Origin of the sequence: Microbulbifer sp. MLAF003 (assembly GCF_030012965.1) — a bacterium.
Lineage (GTDB): Bacteria > Pseudomonadota > Gammaproteobacteria > Pseudomonadales > Cellvibrionaceae > Microbulbifer > Microbulbifer variabilis.
Window position 1 is genome coordinate 573,131 of sequence record NZ_CP120232.1, and the last position, 23,079, is coordinate 596,209.

At 50.7% G+C, this 23,079-nt stretch carries 19 protein-coding genes and 2 pseudogenes; 9 read left to right on the top strand and 12 right to left on the bottom strand.

Going from position 1 to position 23,079, the window contains the following annotated elements; all coding sequences use genetic code 11:
- Positions 1 to 41 precede the first annotated feature (41 nt).
- Positions 42 to 848 carry an ABC transporter permease gene (locus P3339_RS02800; RefSeq protein WP_020414433.1) on the bottom strand — a complete coding sequence of 269 codons (807 nt, stop codon included), beginning with the start codon at positions 846 to 848 and terminating at the stop codon, positions 42 to 44.
- Positions 845 to 1,450, bottom strand: coding sequence for an ABC transporter ATP-binding protein (locus tag P3339_RS02805; RefSeq protein ID WP_020414434.1), 606 nt, complete (start codon positions 1,448 to 1,450; stop codon positions 845 to 847). Before P3339_RS02805 ends, P3339_RS02800 begins: the two co-directional genes overlap by 4 nt.
- Before the next feature lie 293 nt (positions 1,451 to 1,743).
- Between P3339_RS02805 and parC the strand changes: the two genes are divergently transcribed.
- From parC to P3339_RS02820, 3 genes are all read left to right on the top strand, one after another.
- Positions 1,744 to 3,993, top strand: coding sequence for a DNA topoisomerase IV subunit A (gene parC / locus P3339_RS02810; RefSeq protein ID WP_020414435.1), 2,250 nt, complete (start codon positions 1,744 to 1,746; stop codon positions 3,991 to 3,993).
- A gap of 136 nt (positions 3,994 to 4,129) precedes the next feature.
- Positions 4,130 to 4,594: a MarR family winged helix-turn-helix transcriptional regulator gene (locus P3339_RS02815; protein WP_157533593.1), complete on the top strand. Its 465-nt coding sequence runs from the start codon at positions 4,130 to 4,132 to the stop codon at positions 4,592 to 4,594.
- Positions 4,587 to 5,666 (top strand): HlyD family secretion protein, encoded by a 1,080-nt coding sequence (locus P3339_RS02820; RefSeq protein WP_282952367.1) that lies wholly within the window; start codon positions 4,587 to 4,589, stop codon positions 5,664 to 5,666. Before P3339_RS02815 ends, P3339_RS02820 begins: the two co-directional genes overlap by 8 nt.
- Before the next feature lie 95 nt (positions 5,667 to 5,761).
- Here P3339_RS02820 and P3339_RS02825 read toward each other — a convergent pair whose 3' ends face one another.
- Positions 5,762 to 6,181, bottom strand: a complete 420-nt coding sequence (locus P3339_RS02825; protein ID WP_020414438.1) for a DUF2147 domain-containing protein — start codon at positions 6,179 to 6,181, stop codon at positions 5,762 to 5,764.
- 21 nt (positions 6,182 to 6,202) lie between these two features.
- Here P3339_RS02825 and P3339_RS02830 point away from each other — a divergent pair, with 21 nt between their 5' ends.
- Complete coding sequence (locus P3339_RS02830; RefSeq protein ID WP_282952368.1) at positions 6,203 to 6,346, top strand: hypothetical protein; 144 nt, start codon at positions 6,203 to 6,205, stop codon at positions 6,344 to 6,346.
- Here P3339_RS02830 and P3339_RS02835 read toward each other — a convergent pair.
- A complete protein-coding gene (locus P3339_RS02835; RefSeq protein ID WP_282952369.1) occupies positions 6,341 to 7,807 on the bottom strand; it encodes a protein adenylyltransferase SelO in 1,467 nt (488 codons plus the stop codon). The genes P3339_RS02830 and P3339_RS02835 overlap by 6 nt on opposite strands.
- Before the next feature lie 73 nt (positions 7,808 to 7,880).
- On the bottom strand, positions 7,881 to 9,353 hold the full coding sequence (locus P3339_RS02840) for a Ppx/GppA phosphatase family protein (protein WP_282952370.1): 1,473 nt from the start codon (positions 9,351 to 9,353) through the stop codon (positions 7,881 to 7,883).
- Between the two features lie 261 nt (positions 9,354 to 9,614).
- Between P3339_RS02840 and P3339_RS02845 the strand changes: the two are divergent.
- Positions 9,615 to 10,388: pseudogene (locus tag P3339_RS02845) on the top strand (polyphosphate kinase); the annotation flags it as partial.
- Between the two features lie 67 nt (positions 10,389 to 10,455).
- Complete coding sequence (gene ppk1, locus P3339_RS02850) at positions 10,456 to 11,658, top strand: polyphosphate kinase 1 (RefSeq protein ID WP_282952371.1); 1,203 nt, start codon at positions 10,456 to 10,458, stop codon at positions 11,656 to 11,658.
- An 11-nt stretch (positions 11,659 to 11,669) separates the two neighbouring features.
- Here ppk1 and P3339_RS02855 read toward each other — a convergent pair whose 3' ends face one another.
- The 3 genes from P3339_RS02855 to P3339_RS23285 form a co-directional block, all read right to left on the bottom strand.
- Positions 11,670 to 12,155 carry a hypothetical protein gene (locus tag P3339_RS02855; protein ID WP_282952372.1) on the bottom strand — a complete coding sequence of 162 codons (486 nt, stop codon included), beginning with the start codon at positions 12,153 to 12,155 and terminating at the stop codon, positions 11,670 to 11,672.
- Between the two features lie 70 nt (positions 12,156 to 12,225).
- Positions 12,226 to 13,521 carry a bifunctional isocitrate dehydrogenase kinase/phosphatase gene (gene aceK, locus P3339_RS02860; protein ID WP_353056875.1) on the bottom strand — a complete coding sequence of 432 codons (1,296 nt, stop codon included), beginning with the start codon at positions 13,519 to 13,521 and terminating at the stop codon, positions 12,226 to 12,228.
- Positions 13,518 to 13,979 (bottom strand): isocitrate dehydrogenase kinase/phosphatase AceK regulatory subunit, encoded by a 462-nt coding sequence (locus tag P3339_RS23285; protein ID WP_353056876.1) that lies wholly within the window; start codon positions 13,977 to 13,979, stop codon positions 13,518 to 13,520. Before P3339_RS23285 ends, aceK begins: the two co-directional genes overlap by 4 nt.
- Positions 13,980 to 14,137: 158 nt before the next feature.
- On the opposite strand from P3339_RS23285, the gene P3339_RS02865 reads away from it, so the two are divergent.
- The 3 genes from P3339_RS02865 to P3339_RS02875 all read left to right on the top strand — a co-directional run bounded on the left by P3339_RS02865 (position 14,138) and on the right by P3339_RS02875 (position 18,400).
- Positions 14,138 to 14,746, top strand: a complete 609-nt coding sequence (locus tag P3339_RS02865) for a MarC family protein (RefSeq protein WP_020414444.1) — start codon at positions 14,138 to 14,140, stop codon at positions 14,744 to 14,746.
- Positions 14,747 to 16,655: 1,909 nt separating this feature from the next.
- Positions 16,656 to 17,843 carry a 7TMR-DISM family protein gene (locus P3339_RS02870; protein ID WP_282952373.1) on the top strand — a complete coding sequence of 396 codons (1,188 nt, stop codon included), beginning with the start codon at positions 16,656 to 16,658 and terminating at the stop codon, positions 17,841 to 17,843.
- Positions 17,801 to 18,400 (top strand): GGDEF domain-containing protein, encoded by a 600-nt coding sequence (locus P3339_RS02875; RefSeq protein ID WP_282952374.1) that lies wholly within the window; start codon positions 17,801 to 17,803, stop codon positions 18,398 to 18,400. The genes P3339_RS02870 and P3339_RS02875 overlap by 43 nt, the downstream gene beginning before the upstream one ends.
- A gap of 72 nt (positions 18,401 to 18,472) precedes the next feature.
- On the opposite strand, the gene pstS (P3339_RS02880) is transcribed toward P3339_RS02875, so the two are convergent.
- The 4 genes and pseudogenes from pstS (P3339_RS02880) to P3339_RS02895 form a co-directional block, all read right to left on the bottom strand.
- Positions 18,473 to 19,558, bottom strand: a complete 1,086-nt coding sequence (pstS, locus tag P3339_RS02880) for a phosphate ABC transporter substrate-binding protein PstS (RefSeq protein ID WP_020414449.1) — start codon at positions 19,556 to 19,558, stop codon at positions 18,473 to 18,475.
- 167 nt (positions 19,559 to 19,725) lie between these two features.
- On the bottom strand, positions 19,726 to 20,805 hold the full coding sequence (gene pstS / locus P3339_RS02885; protein ID WP_282952375.1) for a phosphate ABC transporter substrate-binding protein PstS: 1,080 nt from the start codon (positions 20,803 to 20,805) through the stop codon (positions 19,726 to 19,728).
- A 118-nt stretch (positions 20,806 to 20,923) separates the two neighbouring features.
- The gene (locus P3339_RS02890) at positions 20,924 to 21,376 is read right to left on the bottom strand and encodes an alkaline phosphatase PhoX (RefSeq protein WP_282952376.1); all 453 of its coding nucleotides are present in this window, start codon (positions 21,374 to 21,376) and stop codon (positions 20,924 to 20,926) included.
- Between the two features lie 20 nt (positions 21,377 to 21,396).
- A pseudogene (locus P3339_RS02895) lies at positions 21,397 to 22,863 on the bottom strand (PhoX family protein); the annotation flags it as partial.
- Positions 22,864 to 23,079 lie beyond the last annotated feature (216 nt).

The window sequence follows — 23,079 nt, forward strand, 5'->3', positions numbered from 1 at the left end:
TCTTGTAACACTTGCGCTGCTATTGAGTAACTTAGATTAAATCAAGGTGATTTTAACTCCTTTAATCTATCTATACATAACCTCTCTCTCTGATCAAAGAGATGTTTCGCACACATACCAACAGAGACAAAAGTACCAAACCCTGTACCAGCAGCAATAGTAAACATAATCAAAATTTGATATTTCACTGCGACTGTGGGGGATGTACCAGCTAGTATCTGCCCAGTCATCATACCTGGCAGAAATACAATGCCGGCTGCAGCCATCGAATTGATTGTTGGCATTAATCCCGCGCGCATTGCGTCTCTGCGAAATTCAATACTGGCTTGCCGCCAGGTTTCGCCCAGCATTAGGCGATTTTCAATAATATCGCTTGAGCGCCGCATACTTTCTGTTAGTCGATCCAGGCCCAGGGCAACGCCGGTCATGGTATTCCCAAGAAGCATTCCCAGGAGGGGAATAGAGTATTGAGGTTGGTACCAGGGCTGAGGACCGATTAGCACCACTAGACTCAGTATTGTGACGCTAAATGCGGAAACCAGCATGGATAAAGTGCCAATGGCAAAACTCCAGCCTCCACGCAGGCGATATTTTTGCCGTGAGACGACTTGTTGCCCGGCAAACAATAACATTGCCAATCCCAGCAGGCTGACCCATAACAGGGTGCCAACAGCGAACAGGGCTTCCAGTATGACTCCGACAAGCGCCAATTGAACCGCAGTGCGTACTGCCGCGACAATCAGTGGCTTGCCGAGCTGTAATCGTGCGATATGGGTGCAAATTGCCAGGGCAACCACCAGCGCCGCAGCCAGCGATAACTGCCACCAGGTCAGGTCGATCACACTCATTGTGATATCTCCCGCTCCACAAGATGGCTTCCCTGAATCTCAAAATGCCTGCTGCCCACTCGCTGTATCTGTTCTTTACTGTGGGCCACCCAGATTACCGGGTATTGATGTTTTTGAATCTTAGCAAGCAGCCACTTTTCTACTTTATTCGTGGTTTCCACATCGAGATTGGCAGTGGGCTCATCCAGTAAAAGCGCACTTGGTTCATAGGAGAGAGCGCGAATAAGCGCCAAGCGTTGCTTTTCTCCCGAAGAGAGCCGGCTCACCTGCCACCCTGTGGCCTCTGCGGGAAACCCGAATACCTTTAAGGCTTCGTCCATCGGTTTATTAAAGTGTTCACCGACAGTCTCATACCACCAGGCACTCTGTGCCGGTACCAGCATGACTTGGCGACGCCACTGGTGGCCAGGTATTTTATTCTGTTCTTTGTCATCAAGAGATATCTTGCCATTATGGGGCTCTATATCAGCCACAGCTCTGAGTAGGCGGCTTTTACCGGAGCCGGAGGAGCCGGATAGGCAGATGACTTCTCCCGGCGGTACATCCAGCGCTATTTTTTCAAGTGAGCCGATACTCAGTGTCTCTAATTTTAGTTGAGGCATATCAGGGGTTACTTGCTAACTACTTTGTAGTTAGTGGTTTTAGTTTCCTGCCAGTATTCTAAAATGCTTATACATCTGTCGTGTGAATTTGACTCAGTGGTTTGTACTGCTTTGCTAGGTTAGCTGAGAAGTGGAAGCTAGTTCCTACTCCTACTCCTACTCCTACTCCTACTCCTACTCCTACTCCTACTCCAGTTCCGCGATATATCTTTTTAACACTCATTGCTTCCCTTTGAACCTCCCGCCCCAGTCCGCCATAATCCGCTCCTTCCGAATCGAATAACGAGTGCTGTATGACCGACACCTCTGTCTATGAGGCCACAGAGCGCCTGCCGTTAAAGGAGTACACCGAGAAGGCGTATCTGGATTACTCCATGTATGTGATCCTGGATCGCGCCCTTCCGAATATCGGAGACGGCCTAAAGCCGGTGCAGCGGCGTATCGTCTATGCCATGAGCGAGCTGGGCCTGAAGAATACCGCCAAGTATAAGAAGTCCGCGCGTACGGTCGGCGATGTGATCGGTAAGTACCATCCCCACGGTGATAGTGCCGTGTATGAGGCAATGGTGTTAATGGCACAGCCGTTCAGTTACCGCTATCCATTGATCGACGGTCAGGGCAACTGGGGCTCGCCGGATGATCCCAAGTCCTTTGCCGCCATGCGTTACACCGAGTCGCGCATGGGTAAATATTCGGAAGTACTGTTGTCGGAATTGGGGCAGGGCACAGTCGATTGGCAGCCGAACTTTGACGGCACCATGGATGAACCCTGTGTTCTTCCGGCACGGGTGCCCAATATTCTATTGAACGGCACCACCGGTATTGCCGTGGGTATGGCTACAGATATTCCGCCGCACAACTTGCGCGAAGTGGTCAACGCGACTGTGGCGCTGCTGGAAAACCCCAAGTCCACAGTAGAAGAGCTGTGTGAGCATATTCTCGGCCCGGATATGCCCACTGAAGCAGAGATAATTACGCCGCGCGATGATATTCGTAAGATTTACACTTCCGGTCGCGGCTCTATCAAGATGCGCGCCCTATGGAGCAAGGAAGACGGTGATATCGTGATTACCGCGCTGCCCCACCAGGTGAGTGGTGCCAAGGTGCTGGAGCAGATCGCCCAGCAGATGCAGGCGAAGAAGCTGCCTATGGTGAATGACCTTCGCGATGAGTCGGATCACGAAAATCCCACGCGCCTGATAATTGTGCCGAAATCCAACCGGGTGGATATGGAATCGGTGATGAACCACCTGTTCGCCACCACCGATCTTGAGCGCAACTACCGCGTCAATATGAATATGATCGGTATCGATGGCCGCCCCCAGGTGAAGTCCCTCGATAAGATCCTGCGAGAGTGGTTGACTTTCCGGGCAACTACCACCCGCCGCCGCCTACAGTTCCGCCTGGACAAAGTTGAGAAACGCCTGCACCTGCTTGCCGGGCAGTTGATCGCCTTCCTCAATCTCGATGAGGTGATCGAAATTATCCGCACCAGCGATGAACCCAAACAGGAGTTGATGGAGAGTTTCGAGCTCACGGATATCCAGGCAGACTACATTCTCGACACCAAGCTGCGCCAGTTGGCGCGTCTGGAAGAGATGAAAATTCGTGGTGAGCAGGCTGAGCTGGAGAAAGAGCGTGATACTCTAACTAAAACTCTGGATAGCGAACGTCGCCTGAAGACGCTGATCAAGAAAGAGCTATTGGCGGCGGCCAAAGAATTTGGTGATGAGCGTCGTTCCCCCATCGTTGCCCGTGAAGAGTCCAAAGCGTTTAGCGAAGCGGAGTTACTGTCTTCCGATCCCATCACTGTTGTGGTTTCCGAAAAGGGTTGGATTCGCGCGGCCAAGGGCCATGAAATTGATGCGGCGGCATTGAGTTACAAGGCTGGGGATAGTCTCGGCTTCGCCGCACGAGGCAAGAGCAACCAGCCGGCGCTGTTACTTGATAGCACAGGGCGCAGCTATTCCATTGCCTCTCATACTCTACCGTCGGCGCGAGGGCAGGGCGAGCCGCTGAGCGGGCGAATCAATCCACCCTCCGGTGCCACCTTTGAGGGGCTGCTCATGGGGCCGGACGAACAACGGGTTTTACTGGCCTCCGATGCCGGCTATGGCTTTATTGCCAAGCTCTCGGATCTGCAGTCGCGCAATAAGGCTGGCAAGGCCATGCTGACCCTGCCCAAGGGAGCGCAGGTGCTGCCACCTCATTTACTGGAAAATCCACAGGAGGCCCTGCTGGCGGCAGTAACCTCGGAAGGACGTATGCTGGTATTCCCTGTCACCGAATTGCCTGAGTTGGCGAAGGGCAAGGGTAATAAGATTATCAATATCACCTCGGCCCGCGCAGCGAGCCGTGAGGAAGTTGTGGTGGGTGTTGCCGTGCTGGAGGGTAAGAGCCAGCTGGTTGTCCACGCTGGAAAGCGTCATACCAAGATTAAGATCGCAGAGATGGATCATTACCGCGGCGAGCGCGGTCGCCGTGGTAATAAGCTGCCACGGGGATTCCAGAAGGTCGATCGGATTGAGGTATTGGAAAAGTAAGCTGAAGTCCACCTGTGCTGGCAAAGGCGGTCATTCTGACCGCCTTTTTTATTGCTAATCCCGTATTGATAACTGATACATTGATGAAATAATAAGCAGGCTTATAATGAGCGCCCTCAAAAAGGGAGTCTTAGGCATGTCAGGGAAAGATACGCAGGGCGAGGATATTGCGACTGGGGTGAGCCTGGAGCTACACAGCGCGGCGCGTTTACTGCGGCGCAACTTTGACCGCCGAGCCAGGGGTCATAGTCTCAGCGGCTCCCGCTGGCAGGTGCTGTGGCATCTGGTGCGGCAACAGGGGCAGAAGCAGGCAGAATTGGCTGAGTGCCTTGATATGGCGCCGATTAGCCTGGCGCGCCAACTCGATAACCTGCAGCGGGAAGGGCTGGTAGAGCGGCGCCCTGACCCGCAGGACAGACGCTGCTTTCGTATTTACCTGACCGGGCAGGCGGAACCGGCCATGGCTTTGTTGGATGGGCTCGAAAAAGAGACTCGCGCCCAAGCCCTGGATGGTTTTTCCCCGGAGGAAGTAATACAGCTGCAAACGTTGTTGGAGCGATTGCGCAAAAACCTGACACGCGAAGAGATTGAATTTGACTGACAAGCTGAATCTAAACCTGGATCGAACCACACAGCGCAAACTGGGGCTCATACTGGTCCTGGTGCTTGCTGCGCTGGCGGTTGGCTGGAGCCTGTTTGGCAGTGGCGATATCGTCGAGACAGAGAATGCCTATGTGAAGGCGGATAAAGTCTCCCTGGCACCAGAAGTCAGCGGTGTGGTCACCAAGGTACTGGTGAGTGCCAACCAAGTGGTGAGCAAGGGTCAGCTGTTAATTCAGATCGACCGCACAGCCTTTGAGTTGGCGGTCACCGAGGCAGAAGCCCGTTTGTCACAGGTGCGCAATGACTTGCTGGCCCGCCGCGCCGAATATGCGGAGGCCGATGCCGCCTTACAACAGGCGCGCAAAGATGCAGATTTTTACCGGCGCCAACTGGAGCGCAACGAAAAGCTAGGCAAAGTGGCTTTTTCTGAAGCGGAGCTGGATAGTGCGCGTCAGCAATTGGAGCGGGCTCGGGCACAGATCACTATCAATGCAGAAAAACTGTCCAGCCTGCGGGCAGAGCTGGGAGGCGATCCTGGTTCTGCTTTGGAAGATCAGGCGGATCTCAAAGTGGCCCAGGCACAGTTGGATAAGGCCAACTATCAACTGTCTCGTACGCGTATTATTGCGCCAGTAGATGGCACCATCGCCAATACCGTGCCCCAGGTTGGGGAGATGGCCACTGCCGGACTTAACTTGCTCAATATGATTGGGTCTAGCGGTCTTTGGGTGGAAGCCAATCTTAAGGAAACTGAGCTAGCCAAGGTACGTACCGGTCAGCAGGCAGAGGTGACGCTCGACGCTTATCCTGATTTCGAATGGCAGGCCCAGGTGGACAGTATGAGCCCGGCTAGTGGTAGCGAGTTTGCCCTGACGCCTCCGCAGAATGCCAGCGGCAATTGGAAGAAAGTAGTACAGAGAGTGCCGGTGCGCTTGCGTCTCTATCCTCTAAAGGATGCGCCGCAGTTACGGGCCGGTATGAGTGCAAAGGTGCGTATCGACACCAGCGAGGATGCCAAGGTGGTTTCGGCCCGAGCCTCAACCGATGAGAGTGGCAGGGTGGTCCTGTAAAAACGAAAAGTTTGCAGGGGAAGGGCTTCCCTTGCCAGAACAGATAGAGTGGGAATATTAAGAAGGCCCGCGAGATGGGCCTTCTTAATATTTAATTACTGAACTCTGTGCCAGGTCTGGGTGCGGTAGAAGAAACCAAGGTAACCGCGCACCTTCAGGGTGTCGTCGTTCTCCAGCCAGAACTTGCAGTCGTATACCTTGCCTGTGACCGGGTCCATAATCTCTCCGCCTTCGTATTTATCACCTTTCTTCGCCATGCCGGTGATCACATCCATGCCAACGAGAGGTTTACCCTTCAGATCACCGGGGCAGTTCTCGCAGACGGTGTCATTGGGTTTCATCAGCAACTGGTCAATTTTCCCGTAGTACTTTCCATCCTTTTCGTAAATTTCCACGATAGACTTGGGCTGGCCGGTTTCATCGTCGACAGTGCGCCACTTGCCTACAACATCTGCGGCACTGGCCTGCAGGGCGAACATCAGGCCGAAAGCGGCCAGGAGCAGGTTTTTGATCATCTGTAGGAGTTCCTCTGTTAAGTGGTGACCCAGATCTTACATGAAGTCATCGTTGGCGGCAGGAGGATAGTCACCATCGGGCAAAAATTAGCCGCATATATCCGGCAGTTAGCCGCATTTAACCGCTTTTTATCTGATTTTCGTACCAGTTTTGCCGCTTTATGAGGAGCAGCTTAGGGGAATACGCTTGCCGGATTCAGGTGGTCTGGCAGACCAGGCCTCATGCTCCGGGTGTTCCTCGAACGGTGATTGCAGCAAATTGCGCAAAGTACGCAGGGGATAATAATCACCTTGTCCGGCTGCCTCGATGACTTTCTGTGCCAAATAGTTACGCAGAATATATTTGGGGTTTACTGCTAACATGGCGCGGTTGCGCGTGCGGGAATTACTATTCTCACGTGACAGGCGTCGATCGTAATGCCCCAGCCATTGATCCAGCGCATCGTGTTGAACTGCTGCGATACATTCACATAACCCAGCTGCTGGGCGTTCGCCGCGATAGTGTGCCAATGCGCGGAAGAAACGGGCATAGTCCGCCTCACCCTGTTGTAACAGTTTTAGTAGATCTGCACAGAGTGCTGGATCGCCATCCTCTTCTGTGGTGAGCCCAAGCTTGGCGCGCATACGTGCAGCATAGGTGCGGGTGACCTGGGGCTGAAACTGCTCCAAACAATCACGCAATGTTTCCACGTCAACAAATCCGGACAGGGCGTGGGCGAGCGCGTTTAAATTCCACAATACGACACCCGGCTGCTGTTCGAAGGCGTAGCGGCCTGTGTGATCTGAGTGATTACAAATAAACGTGGGGTCGTAGTCGTCAAGGAAGGCATAGGGGCCGAAATCAAAGGTATCGCCGATAATCGACATATTGTCGGTATTGAGCACTCCGTGGGCAAAGCCCTCTGCCTGCCAACCAGCTACCAGTTCGGCGCTGCGCATAGTGGTAAATCGCAGCATCGCCTCAGCCTGCTCGCGGACACCGAGCCCTTGTGAATTTGGCACAAAGCGCTGGCAGATTTCACTGATGAGCTGTTGCAGGGCTTGTAGTTGTTTAGTGTAAAACAGGTATTCGAAGTGGCCGAAGCGCACGTGGCTCTCGGCCACTCGGATCAGCATGGCGCCATTTTCAATCTGTTCACGTGTTACCGGTTCGTCGCTGCCAACAATACATAGTGCACGGGTGGATCGAATACCCAGGCCGCTTAAGGCCTCACCGGCGAGGTACTCGCGAATAGTGGAGCGCAATACCGCGCGGCCATCGCCAAAACGGGAGTAGGGGGTTTTGCCGGCACCTTTAAGGTGCAGCTCCCAACACCGTCCGGCATTTTCGATTTCTCCCAGCAGCAATGCGCGGCCGTCACCCAGGTCCGGGTTGTAGACCCCAAACTGATGACCTGTGTACTTCATGGCAAAGGGGCGGCTGCCATGAAATAGTTTGGCGCCACAGCCCAGTTGCGCCCATGCGGCATTTTCTATCTCAGATGCATCGATACCGAGTAGCTGCATGACTTTTGGATTGGTGTCGATCAACTGGGGGTGATCGAAGGGGGTGGGATCTATTCGCGTGCCGAAGGCGTCGCCCAGATCTGCATAGTGGTGGCTGAGGGTAACTTCGCTGAGCTTCATAGATTCTGGGCTTAGGATAAAAATTGATATTAACGGGCATGTTACCGGTATCGATAACTATTCACAGTGGTGTCTATACCGCAAGTAGGCGCAATGGGCGTGTCTGTGATTGCCAATGCTGTTCTTCCTGGTAGAGCAGCTCCTCAATAGCCGGGCTGCTATCCAGCCACTCACGTTCAATTTGCAAGCGGTAGGCATCTCCCTGGTCGGCCAGGTTGATTCCTTGCAATGTGCGTTCGGTGCGATCGCGGTGAATGATACAGCCCAGGCGCAGACACAGAAGCAGGTCGGGGCTGGGGTGGAAGCCGTAGTGTTCTTTGGGGTGCTTTATTCGTCCGCGCTGGTTGCGCACGAGATAGGACAAGTGCTCCTGTTCACCCTTGGAAAACCCGGCCAGATCAGCGTGTTTGATCATAAAAGCGCCGAGCTTGCGAAAGCTGCTGTGCGTCAGGGCCAAACCAACTTCATGGAGTTGTATGGCCCAGCGCAATCGCTGGCGCCCTTCCGGCGGATATCCGGGACGCAGTTGCTGTAATAGCTTAAGGGCAGTATCACTTACGCGGCGAGCCTGGTTGGCATCTATCTGCCAGCGCTGCATTACCCAGGCCACTGTATCCGCACGCCTGTCCCCTCCATGCAGGCGGCCAGCCAGGTCGTGCACTATGCCTTCGCGTATTGCATAAGGTGAGACCTCCATGCGCTGGATATCCAGCTCGCAAAAAATAGCGTGCAAAATTGCCAGGCCCGCAGCGAATACAGGGCGGCGCTCCTCATCGAGATAGGGCAAATTCAAATCGGCGATATGCTCGGCTTGGGCCACCTCTTGCGCCAGGCGATCAATATCCTCGCGTCTGATATCCTCTACTTCGCCACCGTTCAGTACTCGAGATACCGCCTTGATGGTACCTGAGCAGCCTACTACTTCAGCTTCGGCGGCCATGTGCTGGAGCTCCTGAAGCTCCGCACGTGCAGCGCGCTGAGCGTGCTTGAAATGATTGATGGTCTGCCTGCTAATAATGCCATCGGCGAAGTAGCGCTTGCTGTAGGAAACACAACCCATGTACAGGCTTTGCAATTGCTCTGGGGACTCACTACCGCGCACCAGTTCGGTGGAGCCGCCACCGATGTCGATTATGCAGCGTAGCCGGGGTGGACCGTCAGCGGCGGCCATTACACCTGAGTAAATCAGGCGAGCCTCTTCAATGCCGCTGATGATTTCCACTGGCACCCCCAGGATGGATTCCGCCTCTTCGAGAAAACCGTCTGCGTTGGCCGCTGCAGCGCGCAGGGTGTTGGTGCCTACCACACGAATATGATCGGTCGGTAGTTTATCCAGTACGGGTTGGAAACGGTTGAGAGCTGCCAATGCACGTTCCGACACCGCTGGATCCAGATTACGTTCGGCATCCAGTCCCTCAGCCAGGCGCACCATGGCACGGTCTGTATGCAGGCGCACCATGCGCTGACCGCGAAATTCCGCCAATAACAGGTGGAAACTGTTAGAACCCAGGTCGAGCGCTGCGTAGCGTTCACTTGGTGATTGCATCGACATCCTGGCACCCGCGTTAATTGAGACGGCAAACTGCTCTACTATTAACTGTATAACCCTGTGCCCACTTAGATTGTTTCAATCTGGCGGGAATACGCCCCTGAAATTGGCGAAAAGCGTGTAAATCCTCTTTTCTGCAGTAGTGCCTCGTTTCCGCTTATTACTGCGCCTTCTAAATTGACTGCTTGGGACACGCTCACTCCAAGCCCTCTGGGATGGGGAAATTCATTTGCGGCTGAGATGTTTGGCAGATTGTCGATGTTTAACGATACGCCCCTATACCCCAAAGAGTTGAGTTGGCTGTCGTTTAATGAGCGGGTGTTGCAGGAAGTGGAAGATGAAACAGTACCCGTTATTGAGAGGGTGCGCTTCCTGGGGATCTTCTCCAATAACCTCGATGAATTCTTCCGGGTTCGTGTAGCGGATGTACGTCGCCTCGCGGCCTTTGCCGTTGGTGAACAACAGAAGAGGCATTTTGCCAAACTATTGGGGCAAATTAATGAGCGAGTGTTACGTCTTCAGCGGCGCTATGCACGTGCTTACGCCAAAGTACTGGCTGATCTCGATAAACATAACATCCATGTGGTTAGGGAGAATAAGCTCAGCGAGCGCCAGCGTAAGTTTGTAGAGGATTACTTTCATCGCGAAGTGTTGCCTGAGCTGGAGCCTTTCTTTATTGATGACCGCGATACTATGCCGCTACTTAATGAGGCGAGTATTTATTTTGCGATTTTCCTCCGCCTAAAAGATGGCAGTCGGCGCTATGCCGCTATGGAAATTCCCACTAATACTCTATCCCGTTTTGTAGTGATTCCACCCCGTGAAGGTAAGCGGGAAAAGGTTTATATCGTTCTGGACAATATTATACGGGCCTGTTTGGTAGAGGTGTTTCGCCAAGTGTTGCCCATTCGCTCGGCGCAGGCATTCATGTTCAAGATCAGTCGCGATGCCGAGCTGGAGCTGGGCGAGCAAATCACCCAGAATCTTGTAGATCGTATAGAAAAATCACTCAAGAGACGTAAACGTGCTGATCCAGTGCGCCTTGCCTATGATGCAGAAATGCCCGAAGTGCTCCTTAATTTGGTGAAAAAAATTAAAGATGGGGCGTTACGATACTTATACACCAGGTGGCCGCTACCACAATTCCAAAGACCTGATGAAATTTCCAGCGGACTCTGGGCGTTATACCTACAAGCCGTTGGTGCCACTGCCTACGCTGCCGAGTGATGGGGGTGCTTTTGCACAAATTCGCAGTGCAGACCGACTTTATTATTACCCTTATCATGATTTTCGTGTCATCACCAATTTGCTGGCCTCTGCAGCTATAGATTCCCAGGTGCGGGAAATTCGTATCAATTTATATCGGGTTGCAAAAAACTCACGGGTGGTTGCTGCTTTGATAAATGCAGTGCGCAATAATAAAAAGGTGATTGCAGTAGTTGAGTTGCGTGCGAGATTCGATGAGCTAGCCAATATCCATTGGTCCAAGGAGTTATCCGATGCGGGAGTGGAGGTAATTTATGGCGTTCCCGGATTAAAAGTTCATTGCAAATTAATCTCTATTGTTCGGCGGGAAGAGGGCAAGGATAAATTCTACAGTCATCTGGGAACAGGTAATTTTAATGAGAGTACCGCGCGAATTTATTGTGATTTTAGTTTGTTAACTAATAACCAGGATCTGGGCCTGGATGTTTACAATGTCTTCGAATTTATCCAGCGTACTCGACGTCGCCCGGTATTCCAGCATATCGCGGTTTCCCCACTGACCAACCGCGCAGCCCTGCTGGGGGCAATAGATCGGGAAATCGAAGCTGCACAAAGAGGTGATCAGGCCGAGTTGTTCATAAAATGCAATAACTTGGTGGATAGTCAGATGATAGAGCGGCTTTATAGTGCAAGTGCTGCTGGTGTGCAGGTTAGAATTATTGTGCGGAGTATGTGTTCGTTAGTATGTGAAACTGCGGGACTCTCCAACAATATCCAGGTTATCAGTTTGGTGGATAAGTTCTTGGAGCATGCGCGTGTCTATATATTCCACAACGGTGGTGAGGAGATTATGTGGCTGTCCTCGGCAGATTTGATGACCCGTAACCTGGATCATCGAGTGGAAGTTACTTTTCCCCTGGCCAATAGTAAGCATCGTGAGACTGTACGGAAAATACTGGAGCTGCAATGGAGTGACAATCAAAAGGCCCGGGTTATGGATGCAAAGCAAAGTAATACCAGAATTGCCAATAGTGATCGTAAGGGGTGTCGTTCTCAAGATGCTATTTATCGCTACCTTAAAAAGCGCCCACAGTAATCAGCACTCACCTAGTCTCGGCTGAATCCTACCAGCTTCCCACGGCTAAAAGAGAAGCGATAGCGCTGTCCGATCCGAAGCCATTCGTAACAAGGAGATTGAATAATCATCCTCGGGTATTGAGGTGTAACCACCCAGGTATTGAACTCATTTCCCGGCCCGCGACCAATTAGCCAATAATAGTCTCCGCGCTTGCAGAAGGCGCTAGGAGCACAGCGTTCACTGCCCCATACATAGGCTTCCACATCAAATTGCGCCGGAATACTGGTTTTCTCTTGGAATGGTTGGCGTTCATCGCCTGTAAAGGTGTAGAGCGCATCAAAAGCGATTGGGCGAAACCCCTGGCTGGGGTGGCACAGCTGACCACTTGGGGTTTGCCTGTGATGCGAGCGTGGGGCGGTGGCGCTTTTTCTTTCCCGGCAATGGTCATTTCGCTGGGGAGGTAACCGCAGCCCTTGGCAAATAATAAAGCCAGGGCCACTGGGGTTGTGGCCCATGCAAATATGCGCACTTATCACCTGTTCTAATAGGAAATACCTCCTACCAATATAGTCACAGATTGAGCACTTACTTTTTCCTTGCGATAGCCGGTGCTCGACGGTGGAAGCGCCACTTGCGCCGGTAAGGGAAGGCGCTCTCCACATGTCCAGCGCGAATACGGTCCTGTAGTCGTCTCCAATAGCGGTAATCGTAAAGATCGCTGTGTTGCTTCTCAAAGGCTGCGCGAGCAACAGGGTTGCCAGAGAAAAATAGGCGGAATTCCTCGGGGAAAACATCTGCCTCATCTACCGTATACCAGGGCTTATCCGCCAGCTCCTGCTCTGCGGTCTGTGCTTCGGGGATCTTGCGGAAATTGCACTCTGTCAGAGGGCAAAGCTCATCGTAGTCGTAGAAGACGACACGGCCATGACGGGTGACTCCAAAGTTCTTCAGTAGCATATCGCCGGGAAAAATATTGGCAGCGGCCAGCTGCTTGATTGCATTGCCGTATTCTTCCATAGCCTCTCTTGTTTCCTCTTCATTGGCATTTTGCAGATAGAGGTTAAGGGGCTCCATACGCCGCTCTACATAGAGATGCTTGATGATTACCCACTTGTCATCGATCAGCAGCTTGGAGGGAGCGAGTTTTTGTAGTTCTTCCAGTAATTCATCACTAAAGCGGTTACGGTAGAAAATAAAATTGGTGTACTCCTGGGTGTCAGCCATACGCCCGACCCTGTCTGAGCGGGAAACAAACTTATACTTCTCCTTCACAATTTTCTCGGTGACAGTTTTGGGGCGATCAAAACGGTCCTTGATGACTTTGAATACCACCGGATAAGAGGGTAGCGTAAATACACTCATCACCATGCCCTTGATGCCAGGAGCAATCACAAATTTGTCATTACTCACTTTCATATGGGCGAGAATATGGCGATAAAACTCCGTTTTGCCATGCTTGTGGAAGCCTATGGAGTTATACAGTTCCGATTTTTCCTTTAGAGGCATAATGGTAGAGAGAAAGCGCACGAAGCGGGAAGGAATCGGTGCATCCACCATAAAATAGGAGCGTGTGAAACTGAAGATAATGCTGGCGGAGTCATTGCTGTGCAGCAAGGTGTCTACAAAGATACTGCCCCGACCGTTGTTCAGACAGGGGAGGATCAGGGGGACTACCTCACCATGGAATATCATGCGCCCAACCAGATAGGCGGCCTTATTGCGGTAGAAAACTGACTCCAGCATATCCACGCGCAGCAATTTTTCATTTTCCAGGTCTGCAAGGGGGCGTCCACGTAGCGCCCTACAGATATTTTCAATATCCCGCTGCATATTTTCCCAGGGTGCAGAAAAGCTGAAATCCTTGAGGATATCCTCAATCATGTTTTCCAGGCCGGCGCGCCCGCTATAGCTGATATAGATACTGTAATCCCGCAGCGGCTTGTCTTCCGGGGGCGGGAAGGTTTAACGAAAATATTGCTATCGTGGATATTGGCGTGTTTAAACTGGCTACAAAACACTGAGTTAAAGAATGTTTCCGCGATTTCGTAATTGCTATGGCTGGCGATTAGTTGTGCGTAAGTTGCGCGTGCATCCCGCCATAGATCCAGTTGGCTGGTGTCTTTGCTAGTGACGGAGTGTACCAGCTTGAGCACCTGATTGACCTTGGTCTTGTATAGATCAATGCGCTCCTTATTGGCCTGGTGTGCGGCTTGCCAGGAGGCGGTCTCAAAGCGCGCCTTGGCGCCCAGGGTGATGTTCTGGTAGTCTGCAAAATACGCATCAAAACCATTCAGGATGGTCTTCGCGATGCGGCGGGCGGTCGGTGAGTGATTGGTCATGCACTAGACTTTTTTACTGAGTTTCAGGTTAAGCTTTTCCACCGCGGAGGCCATTCCCTATGGCATCGGGGATGGCCCGGGCAATATTGCTGTGGTGCTTGCCGGTCTCCCCGCGGCAAGGAATAAGCGGATAGTAGCACGGCACGCCGGAGTACCAATTGAACGATTGGATCAGTAGTTTTGTCTTTTTCTTTGCTGTAATCGACCCGGTGGGTACCCTGCCGGTATTCATTGCAGTGACTTCCCGCCATGCAGAGTGGCAAAAACGTAAAATCGCCTGGCTTTCTGTACTGGTGGCGGCTGGTATTCTGCTGTTCTTCCTGATCGCAGGTCAGTTTCTACTGGAGGCCATTGGGGTGCCTCTATCCGCATTCCAGGTTGCAGGTGGTGTAGTGCTATTTCTATTTGCCCTCACAATGATTTTTGGTGAGGGTAAGCCCGAGCGGGAAAAGGAAATCGTCAAAGAAGGGCATGAGACTGCCATATTTCCGCTGGCAGTGCCGTCCATTGCTTCGCCAGGGGCCATGCTTGCCGCAGTAGTGCTGACTGATAATCACCGCTTTGATTTACTTCACCAATTAAACACCGCATCGGCCATGCTGGCGGTACTCGCTGTAGTCATTGCACTGTTACTGACTGCTAACTGGATTTATCGCTTTATTGGTGATGCTGGTGCCAGCATCGTCAGTCGGGTGATGGGCCTAATTCTCGCCTCTGTGGCCACCACAAGTGTTTTGGTGGGCATCCAGCAATTCTTCTCTATTTAATCGGCATACACTTTCTGAGCACCCCCTGATAGCAGCATTGAGGGGTGCTTTGGCGACCACCGGTTTACTGATTGCCTCTCTGGACTGTATTTGTTGGCTGGGTTTGTCGGCTGTGGTTTTGGATGGATACTTTCAGGAGAGTGCTTTGAGTGGTTGAGGCTGCCAACTAATGATAGCTGCAACTCTCCTGGTTTTTGGCGCTCTATCCTGGTATGTCTGTACTCTGGCCGCCGGTGGCGGGGCCATGTTGCTAGTACCAATGGTAGGTTTTCTCCTGGGTCCTCACTTGGTTGCACCGACTGTCACAATTAGCAGCGTGATGCTGCTCCCTTCAGGGCTTTGTTTTTTTGGTCCTATATCAACTGGAAGGTGGCCTGCTGGATCATGCCCGGTAGCATTCTGGGGGCCAAAATTGGGGCCTATATCTGTTCTTAGATGCACCCCCTGTGGCTTCAATTTTTTGTTGGAGTCTTTCTAATGTCTACTGTTTTTCAATACCGTTTGGGCAAGACAAAGTATTCGTTTCCCATGCGCCTTCCTTACTTTTTTATACTGGGACTTGTTACTGCCTTTTTATCCGGAATCATCGGGGCTATCGGGCCAGTAAAAAATCCATTTTTTTGAATTATGGTATTGATAAGGAAAATCTGCTTGCCACCAAAGCTTTGAACACTCTGGTGTTACAGGGAACAAAAATACTGACCTACCTTAGCTTTAGAGTTATTACCAAAGAGTTACTTACCTAGGGTATTGCTATAGGTATTGGGGGGGCATAGGGGTTTACCCAGTGAAACGTTGAATATTGCGTATTAGCACACAGTGTTTTCACTACTATATGTTTGCCCTTATGTTCATCTGTGGTTTGGTGTTGTCATTGAAGGCACTGCCTCAACTGGTTTAGATAAAGCTAATAAACCAAGCTGAAGCGTATATAGATATTTAAGGATCTTTCTAGATTTGATATTAGTCGATAGCGAGAAGCTCTGACTGAGAAGGTATTCAATCTGTTCAGGTATTTGCACGATCAAACCCTGTAAAAGTATTGACTTGGATTTCTTTTATCTTTGTATTCACGGTCCAACCAATATTATTAAACATAGTGATTTTTTTAGGCCACTTGGATAAAGATTAATTAATGACCATCTACCAATACATACTTGTTATGTAATGTGTTTTTACCGGGGAGTTCAGTGGAGGCATGAATGGTATGTTTGCAGGCTAAAATGGAGTTTTTGAGAGAGTAGGAGATAAGTTTGGTCAATTAATTCAAATAAGCTTCAATTTTATTGTTAGCCAGATTTGGTCTTCTCTATATCGGCTTCTCTTCTTTGTCTGATGATCTCTAGGGCCGTGATTGAGTTTGGCCATTCGTGGGGTACATAAGACGCCATGCCATTAGGTGATCCGCTTAATTTCCCTGTCACTTGTTGGAATCTAGACTCTCTTTAAGTCCAGATATATATAACTATTACTTTGGATGTCTCATCACCGTTAGGCCTTGAGTGTTTTCTGGCGGATGTTAAATGGTATTGGTCAGAACTCCGTCATCTTTTACGGTTTCGAAGGTTGTATAGCTCTGGCGTTCCATCGCAGTATTCGTGATGGGAGGAGTTAAAAGTGACAGTAGCTCAGCAGGGAGTGGCCAAAGATACTGAAGCCGATTGCTGCCGGAACTGGAGATGACTCTCCGCGTGAGAGGCTGTGATTTACTGAGCCGGTCGAAGACATTATAAAAGCGGAATTGTATCGCCTACGTGCCAAGAGCATGAAGAAAAGTATAATAAGACAGCGGTTATTGTATCTCCGATGCCCCATAAACTTAAAGTGGTACCTTCGTTCTGCCCGATTGTCGCTAACTCTGATACTTATCAACTGCCTGTTTCTACCCTCAGCCTTGGCCTGGGCCCATGTGCCAATTGAAGTATCACAGTTGGAGGATGGAAGTAAGCTCACAGGATTCCACGAGACTTGGCATGATAAAGGTGGCCACAGTGATATTGCGGATGCTTTACTTGCCTATGAACGTGGAGCATTTACCCCCTTGAGAACTGCGGGCTCAACCGGTATTCAACCCGGTGCTTTCTGGTCGCATTTTGCTTTGCGCAATAGCACAAACCAGCCAGCCAAATTACATATTGAGTATGTGGATCATCAGTTGCTGGGATTACAGGTGTATTCCCGTGCTTTATCCAGTGCCGGACCTTATCGGAAGCTTGCCAAATTATCCATATATGCTCCATTTGACACTCGCCAGGTAGAGCACAATCGATTTGTTTTTGAAATTATTGTGCCAGCCAAGACTACACAGGAATTATTGGTAAAATTTGATTCCGGTGAGCTGGGAGTGGTTTTTCCCAGTATGCGAATTTGGAGCCCCCAAAAGCTGCAACAAAATAGCAAGGGCGAGATTAGTTTAATAGCCTTCCTTTTCGGAGGCCATTTCCTCATGGCCCTATTTGCGTTTGTTGGGGCAATTACGGTTAAAGAAAATATTCTCTACCTTTATTCCCTGTATTGCGCCAGTAAAATTTTGGTGTGGGGCACCGTACTTGGTTATACACATCAATATCTGGTAAGTGGTGGATTTCACTGGGGATATACCACTATTAGCGGAGCTATCGCGATTTTAACAGGCCTAATTTTTGCGCGGATTTTCCTGGAAACCAGGCGCTATACTCCCAGGCTGGATTACTTATTACAGGTAATGATGGCTAACAGTGCTTTCCTGTTAGTTTGTGTATTGCTGGGGTTGAAATCTGCCTCCCAGATTTCCATGACAGTAGCATTGTTATGTTATCCACTTGTGGTGCCAATTGCCTTGGTGCGCTGGCGGCAGGGTAATAGTGCTGCCGCGGTATTTGCAATAGGTTGGGCCACCCTGGTGCTTGGCTTACTGGTGCAGGCTATGCGTGATTTAGGCTTTGTGGTGCATAATCCGGTCAACTATTACTGGCCTCCAGTAGCTTCATTTGTGGAAATGATGGCCATTATGGCTGCGATTGGATTAATGGTGCAGCGTTTACGCACCCAAAAAGACCAGGCAGAAAAAAATATTTGCAACAATTGGAAGTTTCCAAAACAGATCTTGAGCACCTGATACAGCTGCGCACAAGGGAGTTACAAGCAGCAAAAGTGCGGGCGGAAATAGAGGCGCGTACAGATCCGCTCACTGGAATATACAATCGCCGCAGCTTCTTCGAGGAAGCTGCTTTACTAATAAAACTAGCCCAGCGCAAGCAGATTCCCCTGGGTGTGTTGATGCTTGATATTGATCATTTTAAATCCATAAATGATATTCACGGCCACCTAATTGGTGACCAGGCGCTGTGTGCGACAGCACGAGTAATAGCCCAGCATGTGCGTGAGGTGGATGTATTTGGTCGGATTGGTGGTGAGGAATTTGCGCTGTTGGTGAGTGCGGATGTCGCGGGCACAGTTTGTATTGCGCAGAGGGTACATAGAGATATTGCAAAAATTGTTATTAAATCGGCTCAGGGACCTGTAAGTTTTACCGCGAGTATTGGGGTGGCTTGTCTGCAAGGGCATAAAGATATTTTGGAACTGTTACAGCAGGCAGATAGCGCCCTTTACCAAGCGAAGAGAACAGGGCGCAATAGGATATTGGAGTTTTCCACAGCGGGCGCCAGTGCCTGACGCGCTCTAGTTTAATGCTGTTTATATTAATCGTCTTAAATTCAATTTCGTTATTTAAATTTGTAACGGATTCTACTGCACAAAGGTAACAGCATTTAAAACTTTTAATCGTACATTCTCTGGCAGTGGCACTAATCCAAGTTTGCCCGCTTCCGACTGGGATTTCCTGCTCAACATAAATACCAGTAATTGCCTCAGGGCCTTGGCTTTATCATCTTCTTGGTCCGAGTAGAGTAATAGCCAGGAAAAACTGGTGATTGGATAAGCGTCCCTCGCTTTGGGGTCCCAAACCCAGGTGATCAAATTGGGAGCGCCACTTACTGGTAGTTCGGTGTTGGGAAATTCGGCCTCTTTTAGTGCTGCAGCACCACTTTCTGCGCTGGCTTCGATATAGTTACCCGCATGATTTTCCAGTGTTGCGATTGGCAGGTTGACGATCTCGGCAAAGCCATGCTCGACATAGCCGATGGCACCAGGGATTTTTCTTACCCTGGCAGATACGCCCTGATTCCCCGGTGCGCGCTTGAAGCTGGGAAGCTTAGGCCAGTTGGGAACTCTATCCAGGCCAACCTTCTCACGAAACTCCTCACTGATACTGCTTAAGTGACCGGAAAAAATATAAGAGGTACCAGAACTTTCTGAGCGCGTGACCACGCTAATCGGTGTTCGGGGCAATGTGATATCGGGGTTATCCGCAACGATCAGTGGATCATCCCAGTTTCTTATTTTACCCAGGAAAATCCCTGTATAGGTTTTCCGGGAAAGTTTCAGCTTATCGATACCTGGAAGGTTGAATACCAGTACCACCTCTCCGGCGGTTACCGGCAAGACCACAGCGCCCTGTTTTAAACGTCTTAATTCATCAACATCAATCGCTGCATCGGATGCGGCGAAGTCCACTGTGTGTCCAAGAAAGTCCCTGATACCATCGCCACTGCTGCTCATTTCATAGAAAATAAAAATATTATTTTCTCGATGAGTAAATTGACGAAACCATTCCACGTAAATGGGATACGGGAAACTTGCGCCACTTCCACGTAAGTTGATAGGGTTTTCCGGTACTTGGGCCAGGGAGGAAAGAGAGAAAATTGCGCCAAAAATAGCGGCTGAAAGAGTGGCAGCCAGGCGGCATAAAGTAGTGGCATACCTCGATAGCATGGAAAACCTCAACTAAAGGGCCGCCAGTACCTTAATCGATTCCTGATGGCGAGCCGGGTAAAACTTGGCTTCAAATTCAATTTTAGCAGGAGGGTAGGGAGCTTGGTGTCACCACTGAGTTAATATAAGTTGATTTCAAGGGAAATAAATCTAAATACATCTTTGATTTATTGGACAAAATCTATGGCGCTCAGCACTTTCTCCCGAACGTGTTCCGGTAAGGGCACCAGCCCCAACTCACCTGCCTTTGCCTGGGAGTTGGCATGTAGAATAAATGACAGCATTTTGCGTAGAGCTTTGGCTTTACTATCGTCCTGCTCCGCGTAAAGCAATAGCCAAGAGAAACTGGTAATTGGATAGGCGCCCTCAGCAGCGGGATCCCAAACCCAGGCAATCAGGTTAGGGGCGTTACTGCCTGGTAGCTTGCCTTCAGGAAATTCAACCTCTTCCAATGCTGCAGTGCCGCTCTCTACATTGGCCTCAATGTAATTCCCCGAACGGTTTTCCAGCAGTGCTTCAGGGAGATTGGTAACTTCGGCAAAGCAGTGGTCTATAAAGCCTATGGAACCTGGGGTCGCTCTGACCTTAGCCGCCACTCCCTGGCTACCTGCGGCCCGCTCGAAACCGGGCTGTCTGGGCCAGTTAGGCGCTTGGCTTATTCCGATGTTTTCGCGAAATTCATCATTGATATTACTCAGATGCCCGGAGAAAAGATAAGAGGCGCCAGAACTCTCAGTATGAGTTACCACCGTTATTTCAGTGTTAGGTAACTGTATTTCAGGGTTACTGGCAGCAATACTGGGGTGGTCCCAGGTTTGGACCTTACCTAAAAAGATATTTGCATAGGCATCCCTGGAAAGTTTTAACGCCTCAATGCCCGGCAGGTTGAATATCAATACAAGCTGAATAGCGGTGACAGGTAGTACTACGGCTCCTCCCTTTAAGCCCTCTAGCCTGTCAATCTCGATGGCAATATCTGAGGCAGCAAAGTCTACCGTATTTCCCAGGAAATCCCGGATACCATCTGTGCTGGCACTTAATCCGTAGTGCACGAATATATCGTTATCCTGATGGGTAAACTGTCGAAACCAGTCGACGTAGACTGGGTGGGGGAAACGGGCTCCACTGCCGCGCAGATTAATGGTGGACTCAGAGGTTTGTGCGTTGATCTGGGGTAGCAGGCATACAGCAGCAACTGCCAGAGTGACGCCAATGTGGCGTAAAGCAGCGATAAATTTAGTTTGCATGGCTAACCTCAACCACAAAGCCTGCGCTCTTAGGAGAGACTACAGGCGGCAAGCCGGTAAAAAAATATACTTAGAGTTAATTTTAGCAATACTGACGCCGTCTTAATTGATTGTGAAGTTAGCTGCCAACCTCTTTACCATCGTCCCTGTAGATTGCCAATACGGATGGACGTGGTGGCAATTTGGGGTCATTGTCCGGCCAGCGGTGTATGGGATTTTCATATGTGGAGTTACGCGCTTCGGCGGGATGCTGCACTGCTATGAAAAGGGTTGTGCCATCGGGTGTAAATTCCGGTCCACAAACCTCTGCACCTCTGGGGCAGCCGAAGAAGTGTTTTGGTGCAGCGCGCAGGGGCCCTTCTGTCGCCATGGCCCAGAGCCCATCATGGAATCCAAAGCGCTCACAGCCATCAGTGGCAATCCACATATTGCCGTGGCCATCAAACGCGACATTATCCGGGTTGGCAAACCAGCCATTGGCGGAAATGTTGTAGCTGGCCTGCTGGCCGTAGGCACCTCTCTCTTCTGGGCGTTCTGCATTTGGGTTTCCCCCAGTAAAAACTGTTGCCACTGAAAACGATCACTGGTGTGGTCACGATTACCATTTTTACCCGGTGGTACTATTTCCAATACATGGCCTGCAACATTTTTAGCGCGAGGGTTGGCAGCATCGATTTCATCTTTCTGGCGCTTCTTATTCTTCGTCAGCATGACATAAGTGCAGTCGTTATGGGGGTTGGTTTCCACATCTTCGGGGCGATCCATGGGGGTTGCGCCTAACAGGGCTGCCGCACGCCGTGCATCGATCAGTACATCTGCCTGATTGTGAAAACCATTTTCGCTGTTGAGAGATCCCTGGCCATAAATCAGGGCTAACCACTGCCCGTGACCATTTTCATCGAACCTGGCGGCATAGAGAGTGCCTTCAGTAAGAAGTTCCCTGTTGGCCTGGTAATCCTCAGGTTGATAAATACCCCTGGAGACAAAGCGATAGACGAACTGGTGTTCGTCATCATCGCCTCCGTAGGCCACCACCGCCTGACCGGGTTTACACACCAGGGTGAAGCCCTCGTGCTCAAAGCGGCCGAGGGTAGTGAGCTTGCGCGGCTTAGATTGGGGATCATAGGGATCGTATTCCACCATCCAGCCAAAACGGTTTGGCTCGTTGGGCTCCGCTTGAATGTCAAAGCGGCGATCGTAGTCACCCAAATTACGGTTTCTTGGGCTTATGCCAAAGCGATGGTGGTTCTGGGCCTCCCTGGGGTCTTCGACTTCTTGTGGGTTACCCTGGAAAGCGCCACCGAACCCTTCCTCAGCAATAAGGACAGTACCCCAAGGCGTCTTGCCCCCGGCACAATTCCCTATGGTGCCCAGCACTTGGGTACCGCTGGGGTCGGCTGCGGTTTTCAATCGCCTGTTTCCTGCCGCTGGCCCACTGATATCCATGGCGGTAGTCATGGTTATTCGGCGGTTATAGGGACTGTCCAGCACGGTACGCCACCCGTTGCTATTGCGCTCAATTTCCACCACGGAGTGACCGCAGGCCGCCTGCTCTATCGCGACATGCTCAGAACTAACCCCACGAGTGGCACTGTATTCGTCGTTATAGCCGGGGAACATTAAGTGGGGTTGAGTATATTCGTGATTTACACACAGTAGTCCGCGGTTGCTATTGCCGCTTTGCAGTTGTAAATCCCCACGTGAAGGTTCGACATTGTCAGCCAGAGGCATAAATGCAATGAAATCATTGTTGTAGCCGAATCGCTGTCGCTGTTCTGCGGCATCCAGTTTCTCCGGGTGAAATGGAGTATCGGTTTCCTGAATTGGATCTCCCCAGCGCAAAAGGATATCGGCGCTGTAGTGTTCCGGCAGGTGGTGTTGGAAATCCAGCGAATGAGGAATTTCAGAAAAAGTAAGGCTTTCCCTTTCAGCGCTGTGTTCCGCAATACAGCCGGGTAATACTGAGCTTGCTGTACCCGCGGCGGTCACAGTACCCAAGGTTTTGAGCAGTTTGCGCCGTGTTGGGTTACTGGGTTGGTCGCTCATACTCCACTCCATTTTGGGTTACTGGTTCTGGATCGCTGGCTCGGTGAATCTCATTGGTTAAGTGGGAATTTCTGCTTAAAAGTCTATGACCGGAGTCACTGCTCTATAACTCATTTTTCAGGCCTGATTGTTTGGCCCTTTGGTTGATTGGCACAGATATTTACAATTTTTTCTGAAAGCTTGATGACAGCTTAAAAAAACGTCACTGAAGGGTCATAAACGCCTACT